This window comes from uncultured Roseobacter sp., assembly GCF_947496515.1.
Lineage (GTDB): Bacteria > Pseudomonadota > Alphaproteobacteria > Rhodobacterales > Rhodobacteraceae > Roseobacter.
The window spans coordinates 55,879-72,137 of sequence record NZ_CANMDB010000005.1 but is presented as its reverse complement, the minus strand read 5'-3'; the positions used below and the strand labels follow the sequence as shown (position 1 = coordinate 72,137).

The 16,259-nt window shown below is 62.2% G+C and carries 17 protein-coding genes; 11 read left to right on the top strand and 6 right to left on the bottom strand.

The window, feature by feature from the left end; all coding sequences use genetic code 11:
* Positions 1–10: 10 nt before the first annotated feature.
* The 4 genes from Q1A53_RS10895 to Q1A53_RS10880 all read left to right on the top strand — a co-directional run bounded on the left by Q1A53_RS10895 (position 11) and on the right by Q1A53_RS10880 (position 3,154).
* Complete coding sequence (locus Q1A53_RS10895; RefSeq protein ID WP_299966267.1) at positions 11–802, top strand: alpha/beta hydrolase; 792 nt, start codon at positions 11–13, stop codon at positions 800–802.
* A gap of 116 nt (positions 803–918) precedes the next feature.
* Positions 919–2,142, top strand: coding sequence for an aminopeptidase P family protein (locus tag Q1A53_RS10890; RefSeq protein ID WP_299966264.1), 1,224 nt, complete (start codon positions 919–921; stop codon positions 2,140–2,142).
* An 81-nt stretch (positions 2,143–2,223) separates the two neighbouring features.
* On the top strand, positions 2,224–2,490 hold the full coding sequence (locus Q1A53_RS10885) for a hypothetical protein (protein ID WP_299966261.1): 267 nt from the start codon (positions 2,224–2,226) through the stop codon (positions 2,488–2,490).
* Between the two features lie 13 nt (positions 2,491–2,503).
* Complete coding sequence (locus Q1A53_RS10880) at positions 2,504–3,154, top strand: DUF1523 family protein (RefSeq protein ID WP_299966258.1); 651 nt, start codon at positions 2,504–2,506, stop codon at positions 3,152–3,154.
* Positions 3,155–3,363: 209 nt separating this feature from the next.
* On the opposite strand, the gene Q1A53_RS10875 is transcribed toward Q1A53_RS10880, so the two are convergent.
* Both Q1A53_RS10875 and Q1A53_RS10870 read right to left on the bottom strand, forming a co-directional pair.
* A complete protein-coding gene (locus Q1A53_RS10875) occupies positions 3,364–3,741 on the bottom strand; it encodes an HIT domain-containing protein (protein ID WP_299966254.1) in 378 nt (125 codons plus the stop codon).
* A gap of 9 nt (positions 3,742–3,750) precedes the next feature.
* Positions 3,751–5,328, bottom strand: coding sequence for a DUF5928 domain-containing protein (locus Q1A53_RS10870; protein ID WP_299966251.1), 1,578 nt, complete (start codon positions 5,326–5,328; stop codon positions 3,751–3,753).
* A gap of 143 nt (positions 5,329–5,471) precedes the next feature.
* Here Q1A53_RS10870 and Q1A53_RS10865 point away from each other — a divergent pair, with 143 nt between their 5' ends.
* The 4 genes from Q1A53_RS10865 to Q1A53_RS10850 all read left to right on the top strand — a co-directional run bounded on the left by Q1A53_RS10865 (position 5,472) and on the right by Q1A53_RS10850 (position 9,009).
* Positions 5,472–6,290 carry a sulfotransferase family protein gene (locus Q1A53_RS10865; protein ID WP_299966248.1) on the top strand — a complete coding sequence of 273 codons (819 nt, stop codon included), beginning with the start codon at positions 5,472–5,474 and terminating at the stop codon, positions 6,288–6,290.
* 48 nt (positions 6,291–6,338) lie between these two features.
* Positions 6,339–6,827, top strand: coding sequence for an SsrA-binding protein SmpB (gene smpB / locus Q1A53_RS10860; protein WP_299966245.1), 489 nt, complete (start codon positions 6,339–6,341; stop codon positions 6,825–6,827).
* A 140-nt stretch (positions 6,828–6,967) separates the two neighbouring features.
* Entirely contained in the window at positions 6,968–7,825 is an 858-nt protein-coding gene (gene sseA / locus Q1A53_RS10855) for a 3-mercaptopyruvate sulfurtransferase (RefSeq protein ID WP_299966242.1), read from the top strand.
* Positions 7,825–9,009 (top strand): amino acid aminotransferase, encoded by a 1,185-nt coding sequence (locus tag Q1A53_RS10850; RefSeq protein WP_299966240.1) that lies wholly within the window; start codon positions 7,825–7,827, stop codon positions 9,007–9,009. Before sseA ends, Q1A53_RS10850 begins: the two co-directional genes overlap by 1 nt.
* A 93-nt stretch (positions 9,010–9,102) precedes the next feature.
* On the opposite strand, the gene Q1A53_RS10845 is transcribed toward Q1A53_RS10850, so the two are convergent.
* Together Q1A53_RS10845 and Q1A53_RS10840 are read right to left on the bottom strand one after the other, a co-directional pair.
* Positions 9,103–10,416, bottom strand: coding sequence for an ammonium transporter (locus tag Q1A53_RS10845; protein WP_299966237.1), 1,314 nt, complete (start codon positions 10,414–10,416; stop codon positions 9,103–9,105).
* A gap of 31 nt (positions 10,417–10,447) precedes the next feature.
* A complete protein-coding gene (locus Q1A53_RS10840) occupies positions 10,448–10,786 on the bottom strand; it encodes a P-II family nitrogen regulator (RefSeq protein WP_299966234.1) in 339 nt (112 codons plus the stop codon).
* Positions 10,787–11,040: 254 nt separating this feature from the next.
* Here Q1A53_RS10840 and Q1A53_RS10835 point away from each other — a divergent pair, with 254 nt between their 5' ends.
* On the top strand, positions 11,041–13,218 hold the full coding sequence (locus Q1A53_RS10835) for a transglycosylase domain-containing protein (protein WP_299966231.1): 2,178 nt from the start codon (positions 11,041–11,043) through the stop codon (positions 13,216–13,218).
* Between the two features lie 99 nt (positions 13,219–13,317).
* Here Q1A53_RS10835 and Q1A53_RS10830 read toward each other — a convergent pair whose 3' ends face one another.
* The gene (locus Q1A53_RS10830; RefSeq protein ID WP_299966228.1) at positions 13,318–13,920 is read right to left on the bottom strand and encodes a phospholipid-binding protein MlaC; all 603 of its coding nucleotides are present in this window, start codon (positions 13,918–13,920) and stop codon (positions 13,318–13,320) included.
* Positions 13,910–14,689: a VacJ family lipoprotein gene (locus Q1A53_RS10825; protein ID WP_299966226.1), complete on the bottom strand. Its 780-nt coding sequence runs from the start codon at positions 14,687–14,689 to the stop codon at positions 13,910–13,912. The genes Q1A53_RS10830 and Q1A53_RS10825 overlap by 11 nt, the downstream gene beginning before the upstream one ends.
* Before the next feature lie 310 nt (positions 14,690–14,999).
* Here Q1A53_RS10825 and Q1A53_RS10820 point away from each other — a divergent pair, with 310 nt between their 5' ends.
* The gene (locus Q1A53_RS10820) at positions 15,000–15,458 is read left to right on the top strand and encodes a RidA family protein (protein WP_299966223.1); all 459 of its coding nucleotides are present in this window, start codon (positions 15,000–15,002) and stop codon (positions 15,456–15,458) included.
* A complete protein-coding gene (locus Q1A53_RS10815) occupies positions 15,455–16,222 on the top strand; it encodes a glycerophosphodiester phosphodiesterase family protein (protein ID WP_299966220.1) in 768 nt (255 codons plus the stop codon). The genes Q1A53_RS10820 and Q1A53_RS10815 overlap by 4 nt, the downstream gene beginning before the upstream one ends.
* Positions 16,223–16,259 lie beyond the last annotated feature (37 nt).

Sequence of the window (16,259 nt, the reverse complement as noted above, 5' to 3'; positions counted from 1 at the left end):
AAGGGGATCCATGACCACCCTCGATGATGCCTACGCAAATGCGGCCCATATCCCGGCTGCCGAAGACTACCCGCCCCGGTGGGAGGCCGCGGCCGCGGCTTTTCGTGAGGGTCTGGGCACGCGGGCGCAGGTCGGGCTGTCCTACGGGGCCAGCCCGCGGCAGAAGGTCGATCTGTTTCACCCGGAAGGCGTGCCGCAAGGCACCATGGTCTTTGTCCACGGTGGCTACTGGAAGGCGTTTGACCGCAGCACGTGGTCTCATCTCGCCGCGGGAGCGCTTGCGGCGAATTGGGCCGTGGCGCTGCCCGGGTATGATCTTTGCCCTGACGTGCGGATACCCCAGATCACCCGGCAAATCGCCGCCGCGGTGACCGACATCGCGGACCGGACGGACGGGGCGATCGTCCTCGCCGGGCACTCTGCGGGTGGGCATCTGGTGGCCCGGATGCTGGATGACCGCCTGCTGCGCGACGCCGTGTTGCGCCGTATCGAGCGGGTTGCCCCCATTTCGCCCGTGGCGGATCTGAGCCCGCTTTTGCAGACGTCGATGAACGAGATCCTCCAGCTGACACCAGAGGACGCCCACGCGGAGAGCCCGGTCAACATGGCTGCGTCAGGGGGTGCGGCGGTGCATGTCTGGGTGGGCGCTGAGGAACGCCCCGTCTTTCTGGAGCAGGCCGCAGCGCTTGCCGCGGCATGGGATGTGCCGCACACCGTCGTGCCCGAAACCCACCATTTCGACGTGATCGACGCCCTTGAGGACCCGGAGAGTGATCTCCTGCGCTTCCTGACCGGCAGATAGGGCTTGATCGGTGGCCCAAAATGGGGCCACCTGCGCCCATGGGCGATGGCGTCGCCCCGGCATACCTCATATCTGTCCTGAACGCCGGGACCTTTCTGTTCAAAGGAGGGTCTGACATGACCGCCGCTTCTCTCTCCGACCGTCCAACCACCTACCGTCTGCAAAACGGCGACAAGGCGCCCCTGGCCTTTGAAGTTGCCGAATATGAGGCGCGACTGACGGAATTGCGCGAACGGATGGAGGCCACCGGTGTGCAAGCGGCCCTGTTCACGTCGATGCACAGTGTCGCCTACTACTCGGGCTTTCTTTACTGCGCCTTCGGACGGCCCTACGGGCTCGTGGTGACGGAAACCGAGGCGGTGACGATCAGTGCGGGAATCGATGCGGGTCAGCCGTGGCGGCGATCTTTCTGCGATAACATCATCTACACCGATTGGCAGCGGGACAACTTCTGGCGCGCTGTCCTGCAGGTCACGGGAGAGAGCCGCGTGATCGGCTATGAGGCCGACCACCTGACGCTGGCGCAACGCGACCGGCTGGAGGACTTCCTGCGCCCGGTCACGACCGTCGATCTGCACGAAACGGTGATGCGCCAGCGGATGCACAAGTCCGAAGCGGAAATCGCCCTCATTCGTGCGGGGGCAGCAGTGGCGGACGTGGGCGGCCATGCGATCCGTGACGCGATTAGACCCGGGCTGCGCGAGATCGACATCGCCATGGCAGGCCGCGACGCGATGGAGCGTGAGATCGCCGCCCGCTTTACCGATGCCGAGTACCGCGATACCTGGGTCTGGTTCCAGTCCGGGCTCAACACCGACGGGGCGCATAACCCGGTGACGGCGCGCCAATTGGAGGTGGGCGACATCCTGTCGCTCAACACCTTCCCGATGATTTCGGGTTACTACACGGCGCTGGAACGCACGCTGTTTGTCCGCGAAGTGGATGCGGCAAGCCTGAAGATCTGGGAGGCCAATGTGGCCACCCATGAGTTCGGCATGGAGCTGCTAAAGCCCGGTGCCTCCTGCTCGGAGATCGCCCATGCCATCAACGGTTTTCTGGCGGAGCGGGATCTGCTGCAGTATCGCACCTTTGGCTACGGGCACTCCTTTGGCGTCCTCAGCCATTACTACGGGCGTGAGGCGGGGCTGGAGCTGCGCGAGGATATTGATACCGTTCTGGAGCCGGGCATGGTGATTTCCATGGAGCCGATGCTGACGTTGCCACAGGGTACACCGGGTGCGGGCGGCTACCGGGAACATGACATCCTGATCATCACCGACACCGGTGCAGAGAACATCACCGGCTATCCCTACGGACCTGATTTCAACGTCGTGGGTTAGCGCCTCGCGCCGCTTTCGCATTCCAAATCGCGACCGGTCGCCTATATAGGAGTGGAGGTTTCACCCAGGGGGAAGACGCCCATGGCCGCGCTCGCACGGATGCTTTTCATCGGTTTCATCGTTCTGACGATCATCTACGTCTGTCTGTCATTCTATTCACGCGCGGTGCGCCGCAGAAAGCTGGAGGCCGAATGGGATGCGGCACGTGGTCCGGGCAACAGGGAACTTTTCGTGCGCGAGGGGCTTGAAGCTTATGACGGGTCTTTGCGCCGCAAGTTGATCCTTGGTGTCTACGTGGTCCCCTCGGTTGCGGTCGCGCTCTTGATCTATCTTACGAATTTCGCCTGAGAAGGGGCCAGAAGTGTTCTACGTCAAATGGGGTTTCATCATCGCGGTCTGGCTGCTGATCGGATCTTTCCTGCATTATACGCTGCCACAGGTCGATATCGTGCGGATCACCGACACCTACGAACGGCGGATTGATCCCGGCGAGAACCGGTGGTTCTGGGCGCAGGCGGATGCGGGTTCCAACCCGGATGCGATGTCCCGGGATGTGTTCTTCATCCAGACCCGGCGGGTCGATGACGATGTCATGGTGTACCGCAATGAGGATACTGGCTGGGGCTGGCCGCCCTATTTCAAGTTCGACACCTCCAATCTGCAGGCGGAGGCCGCAGATATGCGCTCTACCGCGGCGGCGCCCCAATATGTGGCGATCCGGCATTATGGCTGGCGAAACGAGTTTTTCTCGATCTTCCCGAATGCGATTTCGGTCTGGCCCGTGGACGGGCCCGATGCCAGCAAGCCTTTTCCGTGGATCAAGGGGCTGCTGCTCCTCGGAATAGGCGCCATCTTTTACGCGATCTGGGTGCGATGGCGGCGGTTTCGTCAGGCGCGGATTGATCCCAAGCTCGAAGAGATGCAGGACAGCTGGGAAGCTACCGAAGATCGTGTTGCCGAAAAGCGCGCCCGGTTTCGGCGCTGGTGGGCTGCCAAACGGCGCGGTTACTGAGTAGGACAGGGCGCTCGCTTTGCTTGATGATAGGCGGGGTCCTCAACGCGCGGAGGGCGGCGGTAGATCAAGGGGGCAAAGCGCCCTCCCTCCCATCGAGGGAGGTCGGGCGCTGCCCGGCGGGCAGCGCCGGGCGTCCCGGCTGCACCTTGGGCGCACCGTGGCATGGACCGCGTCAGCGGATATGGCGCTCGGCCCGTGACACGCTCTCAGGCTTTGGCGAGCATCCGGCCCAGCGGTCTGCCGCCCAGTATGTGCACGTGCAGATGCGGCACCTCCTGCACACCGTGAGAACCAGCGTTGGATATCATGCGAAAACCTTGACCCGCGTTCAGTGCAACCCCTTCGGCTTTGCAAACCTCGCCGATGGTGCGGATGTAGTCGGCAATCTCCGCATCTGACGCCGCGCTGGCGAAATGATCGAAGCTCACATAGGCGCCTTTCGGGATAACCAGCACATGGGTGGGGGCCTGCGGATAGAGGTCCCGAAAGGCCAGGCTGTGCTCGGTTTCCAGCACGGTCGTGTTGGGAATCTCACCGCGCAGGATTTTGGCAAAGATGTTCTGGTCGTCGTAGTTGTAGCTCATATCGGGTCCTCAATCGGTGAATAATGTCGGCGTGGGCGTGATGTCGCGCGCTGTTTCCAACGGCACGGTCAAGAACCCCGCTAGTGCCTGCGCCGCATCATCCGGATGCGTGTTCTCGTGGATGCGGCTGTAGTTCGGCAGCGCCGCATCACGGATGCGCTCTGTTTCAAAGGTGATGTCATTGCGTAGCGTGGTCAGCAGCGGGCCCAGTGTCTCGGTGTCATTGTCCTCACGTGCCAGCCCGATCCTCGTTGCGTGGCCTGCAAGGTCCTCATCGGAGAAGGTGCAATCGATCTCCAGAAAACGGGTCACGCAGCGATCGGCGGCAAAGTCGCGCAGGAGTTCGAACTCCACCGGGTCTGAGCAGATGATCATCCTGTCGGTCTCAAAGTGATCAAAAAGCAACCGCATGACGGCGCGCCGGTGCCGGTTGCGTTTGTTCAGATCCGTCTCCAACCCGCCCAGATCCGGCAGCGGTGCGTCCGCCTCGTTGAACAGATAATCGAGCGCGGGGACATTGGTGTGCTGCCGAATCCGGTCGAGCAGCCGTTTGGCCACGTGCCATTTCTTGCAGATGACGATCATCAATTCCCGCTCGCGGCCCAGCGTGGCGCCAGCCTGCCACATCCGCGGGGCAAAGCGCCGTCCGACGCGTCCGCGCCCTGCCAGAAAGTGAAAGAGCGCCCGCCCGTCACCGGAGGACGGCAAGGGAACATCTTTCTGGACAAAAAGCGACGCCAGCCGGTCTTTCAACTCCCGCGCTTCGGGGCTGATCTTGCGTGCAAAGAGCTGCTCCTGGCCCAGCAGCATGTCGTGGTGATCGTTGTAAAAGCACACAGGCATGCCGTAGTCGCTGAAGAGCAAAAAGGTCAGCGGGCGGCTCCGGACCTCTGGCTCGGGCACCAGATGTGGCACGATGGTCTGAAAGAACGTCTCGTCCGGGATCCAGGTCGTCGCGAAGAACCGGGTGACATCGCGCCGCTTATGGGCGAAGTTCAGCACCGCTGTCAGCGTCTTTCGGCGCAGACACCACCATTGGCTGCCGATCCGCATGCGCAGGTCGCCGGGTGGCTTGCGGCGCAGCTTCAACCGCTCCTGTGCCTTCATGGAGGTGTAGAAGAGACGCGCCTGGCTGCGTTCGTTGAAGAAATGCCGGTAGATCAGGCGCTCTTCCTTCATGCCGGTCTTGATCCAGTTGCCATCGAAGTAGTCGACGCATTCAATGAAATCCGCGTCGTTTTCGTCGAGATAGGTCTGAATTTGGGCGGCTGTTTTGATGGGCATGCAGTCGCCCGAGATCATGTAGAAATGCGTCGCATTCGGAAAACGGTGCATCGCCAGTGTCGCGGCACGCAGCGTCGCGCGCACCAGCGACCACTCTCCCCAGCCGCAGCGGACCCGGCGCCTGACCAAAGCGATGTTTGGATCTTGACCGAGAGCTGCGTGCAGCTTTGCATACTCCGACGCCTTCGCGCGCCCGTCGAAATGCACGGTCAGGCAATCGCCCGCAGCGGTCAGTTGCCGCGCCTGCCGGATGATGGCGTCCGCGTCGCGGTGACATAGGAGGATGAAGGCTATTCTGGCCACGTCTGCCTGCTGGTAAGCTGGTTTGGATTGTCACCTACGGTGATACGCATCAAGCTGCATTGAATAAACTGAATTTATTTGCTCTTCTTTAAGTCAAATCCGGTTAAACCTCGTGTGGTTAGAGCCGACAAGGAGGAGACGGCATGGGTTTCCCGGGCGTCTGGATGACGCAAAGTGAGAGCATGGTCTACCGTGTGGTGCCCAAATGCGCCTGCTCCACCATCGGTCAGATCATGTTCTATTCAGATCATGGTCGGTTCTTCGATGGAGATATTCACGACGCGGACGATGGGCTGCACAAATGGGCGGCAGAACATAGTCAGACGCCGATCACCCGCAATGTGAGCGATCACATGTCCTATGCCTTTACCTGCGTGCGCAACCCATATGCGCGTATCCTGAGTTCGTTTTTCGACAAGATCTGCGGTATTCAGCGCAATGGCAAACGGTACCGGGGCAATCTGGTGCCTCTGCTGACCCAGACCTATGGTGTCGATGTGGGCGGACCCGAAGGGCGCGATGACTTTGACCAGATTGCTGCGTTCCGGCGATTTTTGCTCTTTGCGCGGGACACGATCAGGTTTCGCAAACCCATGGATCCCGATATTCACTGGTCGGCTGTCTCGAGCCACGTGAGCACCTTTATCGTGAACGGCGGCACCTACGACAAGATCATCTGGACGGAAAGCTTCAACGACGGCATGCGTGAGGTGCTGGAGGAGATTGAGACGCCTCACCGGATCGATCTTGATGCGGTGCCGCGGTTCAACGAAAGTCATGGGCACGGCCCGAAACGCGCGCATCCGGTCGAGGATTACTTCGACGACTTGTCCGCCCATCTGGTCTATGAAATCTATAAACGGGATTTCGACCTGTTCCAATACGATCCCGACACGCCTGCCGACCGCCGACCCAAGGGCGAGATCGATCTGGATGCCGTGCACGCCAAGCTGGGTGACTGACCGGGGCATGTGCTTGCGCGGCGGGGTGCGAGGGACTAGATCACGCCCATGGCACAGGTAAAATCCGCGACGAAATCCGATCCCAACTACAAGGTGGTGGCTGAGAACCGGCGCGCCCGGTTTGATTATGCCATCGAGGAAGATCTGGAATGCGGGATCATCCTGGAGGGTTCCGAGGTCAAATCCCTGCGGGAGGGCGGTGCCAATATCGCGGAGAGTTACGCGGGTGTGGAGGACGGCGAGCTGTGGTTGGTCAACAGCTACATCGCGCCCTACAAGCAGGCGAAAACGTTTCAGCATAACGAACGCAGACGCCGTAAGCTGCTGGTCTCGCGCAAACAGTTGGGCGATCTGTGGCAGGCGACACAGCGCAAGGGCATGACCCTCGTGCCGCTGGTGCTGTATTTCAATCACCGCGGCATGGCCAAGATCAAGATCGGCATCGCCAAGGGTAAAAAGCTGCACGACAAGCGCGAAACCGCAGCCAAGCGCGACTGGTCCCGGCAAAAGTCCCGTCTGCTCAAGGATCACGGCTGACATAGCGCTGACGGAGGACCGCTGGCTGCTATGCGCAGCAACGGCGTCGTTCACATCCTTCGGGCCCGGCCCGAGACTTGCGGGCAGCCTCCGCGACCGTTACCCAGAGACGTCACTTTACCGTCCTGAGGGGGCCTTCCATGTCCGATGATCCTAAAACGCTGGTATCGACCACCTGGCTGGCCGATCATTTGAAAGACCCCGATCTGCGGGTGCTCGATGCCTCGTGGTATCTGCCGGACGCTGGTCGCGACCCCCGCGCTGAATACGATGCCACCCACATTCCGGGCGCGCGGTTCTTTGACATCGAAGAGATCTCCGACCACCGCTCCGACCTGCCGCATATGGCGCCGCCGGTGGAGAAATTCATGTCGCGGATGCGGGCCATGGGGGTCGGTGACGGCCACCAAGTGGTGATCTACGACGGGTCAGGGCTGCTTTCAGCCGCGCGGGTCTGGTGGCTGTTCCGCCGCATGGGGCAGGAAAATGTCGCCGTGCTCGATGGCGGGCTGCCCAAGTGGCAGGCCGAAGGGCGCCCGGTCGAGGACATGCCCCCCGTGATCCGCGACCGGCATATGACCGTTCGGCTGCAGAACCATCTGGTGCGCGACGTCACGCAGGTGTCCGCCGCCTCCAAGCTGGGGGATCACGTGATCGTCGATGCCCGCGGGGCCACCCGCTTTCGCGGCGATGCGCCGGAACCGCGGGCGGGCCTGCGCGCCGGTCATATCCCGGGCGCACGGAACCTGCCCTATACGCTGTTGCTCAATGATGACCGGACGATGAAGGATCCGGCCACCTGTCGCGATCTCTTTCAGGCGGCGGGCGTGGATCTCACCAAACCGATCATCACCTCCTGCGGGTCGGGCGTGACAGCGGCCATCCTCGCATTGGCGCTGGAACGGCTGGGCCATCGGCAATGGTCGCTTTACGATGGGTCCTGGGCTGAATGGGGCATGTTCCCAACCGTGCCCGTCGCAACCGGAGACGCCTGCTGATGTTCGAGACGCTGAAACCCCGCCCCGCCGATGGCATCCTGACGCTGATGCAGCTTTTCAAGGACGATCCGCGCCCCACCAAGATCGATCTGGGTGTCGGCGTCTACAAGGACGCCACCGGGCTGACACCCGTTATGCGCGCCGTCAAATCCGCAGAAGAGCAACTTTGGCAGACCCAGGACAGCAAGGTCTACACCAGCCTCGCCGGTGATCCGGCCTTTTCGGATGCCATGATCCAGCTGGTGCTGGGCGGGCATGTGCCGCGGGAGACGATCTCCGCTGTGGCTACACCGGGTGGCACGGGGGCGGTCCGTCAGGCCTTTGAACTCGTGCAGATGGCGAACCCCGACGCGCGGGTTTTCGTCTCTGATCCAACCTGGCCCAATCACCTGTCGATCCTGAGCTATCTTGGGATCGAGGCCGTCCCCTACCGGTACTTTGACGCGGACAGCCGTGGCGTGGACGTCGACGGGATGATGCAGGATCTTGCGGCGGTGCGCAGAGGTGACGTGGTGCTGTTACACGGGTGTTGCCACAATCCGACTGGTGCCAATCTGACCATGACAGACTGGCAGGCCGTGGTGGATCTGCTGCTTAGCTCTGGCGCTGTGCCGATGATCGACATCGCCTATCAGGGCTTTGGCGAAGGGCTGGAGGAGGACGCAGAGGCGACCCGGCTGGTGGCCTCTTCGGTGCCTGAATGCCTGATTGCGGCCAGCTGCTCCAAGAATTTTGGGATCTACCGCGAACGCACAGGCCTGTTGATGGCCATCAGCCAGGAGGCGGAGGCGCGCAAGCTCAATCAGGAGACGCTTGCCTTTCTCAACCGTCAGAATTTCTCCTTTCCGCCCGATCACGGCGCGCGGCTGGTGACCATGATCCTGAACGACGATGCGCTGCGGGCGGACTGGGAGACGGAGCTCAACGACGTGCGTGAGAGCATGCTGGGCCTGCGCCACGAGCTGGCCAGCGAGCTGCAACGGCTGTCAGGCTCGGACCGCTTCGGCTTTCTGGCGCAACACCGGGGCATGTTCTCGCGGCTGGGCACGACACCGGAGAAGGTGGCCGAGATGCGGGAGCAGCACGGGATTTACATGGTCGCGGACAGCCGGATGAACATCGCGGGCCTGAACCGCGAGACCGTGCCACTGCTGGCAAAGGCGATCATCGACGTGGGGATCTGACCCAGCCTCCCCTCCGGGCGAAGAGGCTTACAGGATGCAAAAAACCCGGGCGGTTGCGCCCGGGTTTTGTCGTTTTCCGATCTTTCCGCAGGCTTAGCCTTTGGAGAAATCCGGGTAGGCTTCCATCCCAAGCTCGGACGTGTCGAGCCCGTTGATTTCCGCCTCTTCGCTGACCCGGATGCCCAGGACTGCCTTGAGGATGAGCCACAGGATCAGCGACGCCACAAAGGTGAACACACCGTAGGCGACGATGCCGGTCAGCTGTGCGGTCAAGGTCGCATCGCCGTTGTAGAAGACGACCGCGATGGTGCCCCAGATACCCGCAAAGAGGTGCACCGGGATCGCGCCGACCACATCGTCGATCTTGAGCTTGTCGAGCATCGGCACGGTGAAGACCACGATCACACCACCAATGGCACCGATCCAGAGTGCGCCGAACATTGTTGGCGCCAGAGGCTCGGCCGTGATGGAGACGAGGCCCGCCAGACATCCGTTGAGCACCATCGTCAGATCAACCTTCTTGTAGAGGATCTGGGTCAGGATAAGTGCCGCGATCGCACCGGAGGCTGCTGCCATATTGGTGTTGGCAAAGATACGGCCGACATCTGTGATATCGCCCACGGTGCCCGCCGCAAGCTGCGAGCCGCCGTTAAAGCCGAACCAACCGAGCCACAGGATGAACGTGCCCAGCGTGGCCAGTGCAAGGTTCGATCCGGGCATTGGGTTGACCCGACCGTCCTTGTACTTGCCCAGCCGTGGCCCGAGGATCAGCGCCCCGGCAAGTGCCGCCCATCCCCCGACGGAGTGCACGATGGTGGAGCCGGCGAAATCGTTGAAGCCTGCTGCGGACAACCAGCCGCCGCCCCACTGCCACGCGCCCGAAATCGGGTAGAAGACCCCGGTCAGAACGACAACGAAGATCAGGAAGGGCCACAGCTTGATCCGCTCGGCAAGAACGCCCGAGACAATCGAGGCCGTCGCGGCGACAAACATCAGCTGGAAGAAGAAATCCGACGCGACAGATGCGTAGTCCAGCGAGGCATCTGCTGCCGCCAGGCCCACAGGTTCCAGAACGGTCGGCGTGATGCTGAAGGCCAGATAGCCGTTGAAATCACCGGGATACATGAGGTTGAAGCCGATGAACCAATACATGATCGCCGCGATGGAAAAGAGCGCGATGTTCTTGGTCAGCTGCATGGTGACGTTTTTGGACCGTACCAGGCCCGCTTCGAGCATGGCAAACCCGGCTGCCATCCAGAACACCAGAAAGCCGCCCACGAGGAACAGCAGTGTTGTCATGATATAGGGGCCGATTTCATCGAAACCGGGTGCGGCGTCCTGAGCCAGTGCCAACGACGGCAGCGCGATGAGCGCGGCGGCCGGGGCAAGAGTGTTGAGAAACTTCATGAGTGATATATCCCTGATTGATGCGCCGCGCCTAGAGCGCGTCCTCGTTGGTTTCGCCGGTCCGCACCCGCACGGCCTGATCGACGCTGAGCACGAAGATCTTGCCGTCGCCGATCTTGCCGGTCTGGGCGGTCTTGGTGATCGTATCCACCACCTGATCGACGGCGCTTTCTGCGACAACAATCTCGATTTTGACCTTGGGCACGAAGTTCACAGCGTATTCTGCGCCGCGGTAGATCTCCGTATGCCCGGATTGCGAGCCGAAGCCCTTGATTTCCGTCACCATCATGCCGCGTACACCGGCTTCGGTCAGTGCTTCGCGCACTTCCTCCAGCTTGAACGGCTTGATTGTTGCAATGATGAGTTTCACCTAACATCCCCTTCACTTGGCAGCCGGAGCTGCGATGCTTGCGCGTGAAGAAGACGCCACGGCGCGCGGAACATGGAAGTTTCACCGGCGGTGTTCCTCCCAAAACGCCTCACATTTGCCTGTGAATTGTGCGATATTTAAAAATCGCACAAAAAAAGTGCAAATAATTAACGGGTGCCGGTGTTGTGATCCCTCAACAATCTCTCGCCAAAGAGCTAGGGTGTAAAAAACAACAATGAGCCGGGCAGGTTCTTATGAGTGATTCACGTAAAGGCAGGCGGCCCTTGGTCGCCGACAAACGCGCGGCACCTGCCAAGCGCAAGGCCAAGACCACGCGCAAGTCCCAGCCCGCACGACGGACCGCCCGGCGCAAGCCGGTCGCGCGTCGCCGCGGTTTTCTGTCACGTATTCTTCACTGGTTTCTGCGGCTTATCTGGCGGATCACGTGGCGGCTTGGCGCGGTTGCCTGCCTGATCCTGGGGCTGATGGTCGGCTACTATTATACGACGTTGCCGGATGTGAATGCCTTGCTGGACGGCCGGGCGCGCGGGTCGGTGACACTGCTCGACCGGGAAGGCCAGGTTTTTGCCTGGCGCGGCGATCAGTTCGGCGGGGCCATCACGGCGCAAACGGTGTCGCCGCATCTGCGGCATGCGATCATCGCAACAGAGGACAAGCGGTTCTACAGCCATTTCGGCCTCAGCCCGCGGGGCATCGCCAGTGCCATCCGCATCAACCTGAGCGAAGGGCGCAGCCCGCTGTCCGGTCACGGCGGTTCGACCATCACACAGCAGACGGCCAAGTTGCTCTGTCTTGGTGTGCCTTATGACCCCGAGATCCAGACGGAGGCGGAGTACGAAACGGACTGCCGCCGCGGGACCATCAAACGCAAGGCCAGCGAAGCGATCTATGCGCTGGCGATGGAGGCGAAATATTCCAAGGACGAGATCCTGACCATCTACATGAACCGCGCCTTTCTGGGTGCCGGCGCGCGCGGGTTCGAAGCAGCGAGCCAGCGGTACTTTGGCAAATCAGCCGCGAATGTAACGGCGGCAGAGGCTGCGATGCTGGCGGGCCTGCTGGTGGCCCCCACACGCTTTGCGCCCACCAACGATCTGGCCCGTTCCCAGAACCGGGCGGCGACCATCGTGCGGCTGATGAAGGAACAGGGCTATCTGAGCGATACCGAAGCCCGCACGGCACAGGCCAACCCAGCACAGCTGTCTCGGGCCGCAGAGGCCCGTGCCGGGGGGTATTTCGCCGATTGGGTCATGTCCTCCGGGCCGGAGTTCTTTACGCGCAACACCACCGAGGATGTGATCATCAAGACCACGCTCGACGCCGGTATTCAGCGCGCAGCGGACGAGGCCATGCGGTCCGTCTTTGAAAATCAGGTGCGGGAGGGCAGCAAGGCCCAGGCCGCGATCGTCGTGATGTCCGCGGACGGGGCGGTGCGCGCCATGGTCGGCGGGCGGCAAACCAAAGTGGCGGGCGCGTTCAACCGCGCGGTCCAGGCAAACCGGCAGACGGGCTCGGCCTTCAAGCCCTTCATCTACGCGGCCGCACTGGATCTGGGCTACTCGCCCAATGACACCGTGACCGACGAGCCGCTGACCATCAACATCCCCGGCTCCGGCCCGTGGTCGCCGCGCAACTACTCCAAGCAGTTCTACGGCAAGGTGTCGCTGACCCGCGCGCTGGCGGACAGTCTGAACATCCCTGCCGTGAAGATCTCCGAGTTCGTGGGCCGTGATGTGGTGCGTCAGGTGGCCAGCGACTTTGGTCTGGAAAGTGATCTGGCCGCTGGCCCGGCGCTGGCGCTTGGTGTCTCGGAAAGCACGCTCATCGAGATGACGGGGGCCTACGCGGGCATCCTCAACGGCGGCTCCTCCGTGCAGCCCTACGGGCTGGTCGAACTGCGCCTGCTGGGCGAGGACACGCCCCTGATGGGCACCGGCGGCGGCATCGGCGAGCGCGTAGTGCAGGAGGAAGCGGCGCGGCAGCTGATCTACATGATGGAGAAGGTCGTCTCGCAAGGCACCGGCAAGCGGGCGCAGTTCGGAGGGCGTCAGCTTGCCGGTAAGACCGGCACCACACAAAGCGCCCGGGATGCCTGGTTCGTCGGCTTCTCCGCGGATTATGTGGCAGGCGTGTGGATGGGCTACGACGACAACACACCGTTGACCGGTGTGACAGGTGCGGGGCTGCCCGCGGACATCTGGCGCGAGACCATGTCGCGGATCCACGAGGGGGTCCCGCTGAGCCCGCTGCCGATGATCCAGCCCGCTGGTTCAAGTCAGGTCCGCGCGCCAGCACCCTCCACGCCCAGCCGCAATCCCGTCGGGCTGATTGAAGGGCTCTTGCGCGACATTCTTGGCGGTGGCTCAAGCGGGCAAACCCATCAGCCCGGGCTAAGCGGCAGCGACAGGTAACGCGGTTACACTAGCCTCAAGGACAAACGCGGCCCGACATCGGTGATGTCAGAGCCGCGTTTCCAAATCCGGTGACGTCAGCGAAAGGGATCGCGTGACTTAGCCTGCGCTGCGCAGATCACTGATGACCGCGTCGATATTGCCGCCACGCCGGTCGAGCATGGCGCCGATCTCGTCACGTTCGGTGAGCAGCAGGTTCACCCCTTCAATATAGATATTGAAGAACTTCAGCGAGCCGGACCGGTCGGAGACATGGAAGTTCACCGCAAAAGGACCGTCACCGCGCAGATAGGCCGTCGTCTCGATCTCATAGCCGGAGCGGATCGCCCGCGCGCCGTTGACCTCGACCCGGCCCCCGATGAAATCGCGGAACTGACGTCCGTATTTCCGGGTGATATAGGTGGTGAAGGCGTCGTTGAAGGCGCGTTTCTGTGCGTTGGAGGCACTGCGACCGTCCACGCCAAGGGCGTATTGCGCCATGATGTTCACATCCGCGTAGCGCAGGAACAGCTTTTCGAATTCGCGCAGGATCGCGGCCTCGGATCCGCCGGAGGTGATGACCCGGTCGATATCGGCAACCACCTGGTCGACGAGCTGTCGGGCCTCTCCTTCGGTGAGGGCCGCAGCGGGGCCGGCAGCCAGAACACCAGCAGCTACAGTGGAACTGACAAAGAATTCCCGGCGGGAAAGATTACTCGGCATAAGGATCCTCATAGGGGTCTGGTGCAAAGGGGTCGATTTCCTGCGGGCTTTCGGTGCCCAGCTCGAACCGGCGGTTTTGCAGATAGATGGAACGCGAGCGTGCGTAGCTGTCGGCGCTCTCATAGAGCACGCCGTCGATGGTGTCGCTGAACTTCTCGCGGTCGTTGAGCACGGAGGCGGTGGTGGCAGTGGGCCGGACAGCCGGGTTGCTTTCCACTGCACCGCTGTAGCGCAGCGGGTTGGTAAAGATGTCGACGATCAACCCTGCGGTGTCCCGCTGGGTCGAGGGACCGAAGACGGGCAGCTCCACATAGGCACCTTCACCGGCACCCCAGACGTTCAGCGTTTCGCCAAAGTCGGTGTCGTGATCGGGGATCCGCAGCTCGGACGCTGGGTCAAAGAACCCGCCCAGCCCGATCGTGGTGTTCATCACGAAGCGAACGGTGGCAAGGCCCGTGCCCCGAAGATCGCCCTGCAGCAGGCTGTTAACCGCGACACCCGGCATCGACAGGTTCTTGGAGAAATCATTCACCCTATCACGCAGTTCCACCGGCACGACGCCGTAGGCTTGCGACACGGGCCGCACGAGATTGGTGTCCAGCCCCTTGTTGAACGCATGAACCTGGCGGTTCTGGGTCTCATAAGGGTCGTTGACCCCGTTGGTCCGGGTCGCGGGATCCTGCGATGTTGCACAGGCGCCGAGCGAAAGCACCAGCGCGAGAGCAAGGCCGGATCGCACGCTGACCTTGGAGGAGGGAGATAGGGGCACGAGAATCATCCTGTAAGAGCGACAATCAATAGCTAAGGTATTTGGCGGCAAAGCCTAGATCAGGGGCAGCGGGAATCACGCAGTTGTGGTGATTGAGTGACATGCGACTCATAGTGCGGTGGCTGCCAAGCTGTCTATAGCGGAGCGTGCATGTGCTTGAAGCTGAGCAAAAATCGCTCATGCCGATCCGCCTGCTGCGGCGCTCTCTCGGCGTGCAAATCGGTCTTGGCGCTTGTGCACGGGGCACGCATCCGCATACTTCGCATCAGCGGCTCACCCGGGCCGCGCCATGCACTTAAAGGATCCTGCCATGAGCATTGCTTCCCGTCTCGCTGATCTCGGCGTTACCCTGCCCGACGCGCCCGCACCTGCGGCCAACTACGTGCCTTTCGTGCGCGCAGGCAATATCCTCTACGTATCGGGGCAGATTTCCAACGGGCCGGACGGTCTGGTGACCGGTAAGCTGGGCGAGACCATGCAGGTCGAGGGGGGGGCAGCCGCCGCGCGGCTTTGCGCCATCAGCCTGTTGGCACAGGTCAAGGCGGCCTGCGACGGTGACATCGACCGGTTGCAACGGGTGCTCAAGCTGACGGGCTTTGTGAATTCCACGGCTTATTTCACCGATCAGCCCAAGGTGGTGAACGGTGCGTCGGATTTTCTGGTCGAAGCGCTCGGTGACATGGGGCGGCATGCGCGCTCCGCCGTTTCGGCGGCGTCTCTGCCGCTTGGGGTGGCTGTGGAGATCGAAGGCATCTTTGAGATCTCATGACCCCGTCTTTGCCTGATGTCTTTCTGCGTGTGCCGCTGGCGCACCGGGCGCTGCACGATCTGAGCGCCGGGCGGCCCGAAAACAGCCGCGCGGCCGTGCGGGCGGCAATTGCTGCAGGCTACGGAATAGAGATCGACCTGCAGCAAAGTGCGGATGCGCGTGCGATGGTGTTTCACGATACCACGCTGGATCGGCTGGCCGAAGGGTCGGGCCCCGTGCGCGCCCGCTCTGCGGCAGATCTGGCACAGGTCCCGCTGCGCGGCGGTCACGAAGGGATCCCCGATCTGGCAGAGGTGCTGGACCTTGTGTCGGGGCAGGTGCCGTTGCTGATCGAGATCAAGGATCAGGACGGTGCCATGGGCCCCGCCATCGGCCCGCTGGAGCAGGCCATTGCCTTGGCCCTCGCAGGATACGCAGGCCCCGTGGCGGTGATGTCCTTCAACCCCCACTCGGTGGCCCGCATGGCGGAACTCTGCCCCGAAATCCCGCGCGGCCTTGTCACGGACGCCTTTGAAGCGCGCGATTGGACCCTGCCGGAGGAGACCCGCGCACGGTTGCGCGGCGTTCCCGACTACTGGGATCTTGGGTGCAGCTTCATCAGCCACAATATGCACGATCTGGCGCGCCCCCGCGTTGCTGCTCTCAAGGCCGAGGGTGCGGCTGTGCTGTGCTGGACGGTCCGGTCGCCCGAGGATGAAGCGCAGGCCCGCAGCGTGGCGCAAAATATCACCTTCGAGGGCTACAAGCCACCGCTTGATGCTTGATCCTTTGACCTTCGGACACAGGTAGAGCGAAGATCAA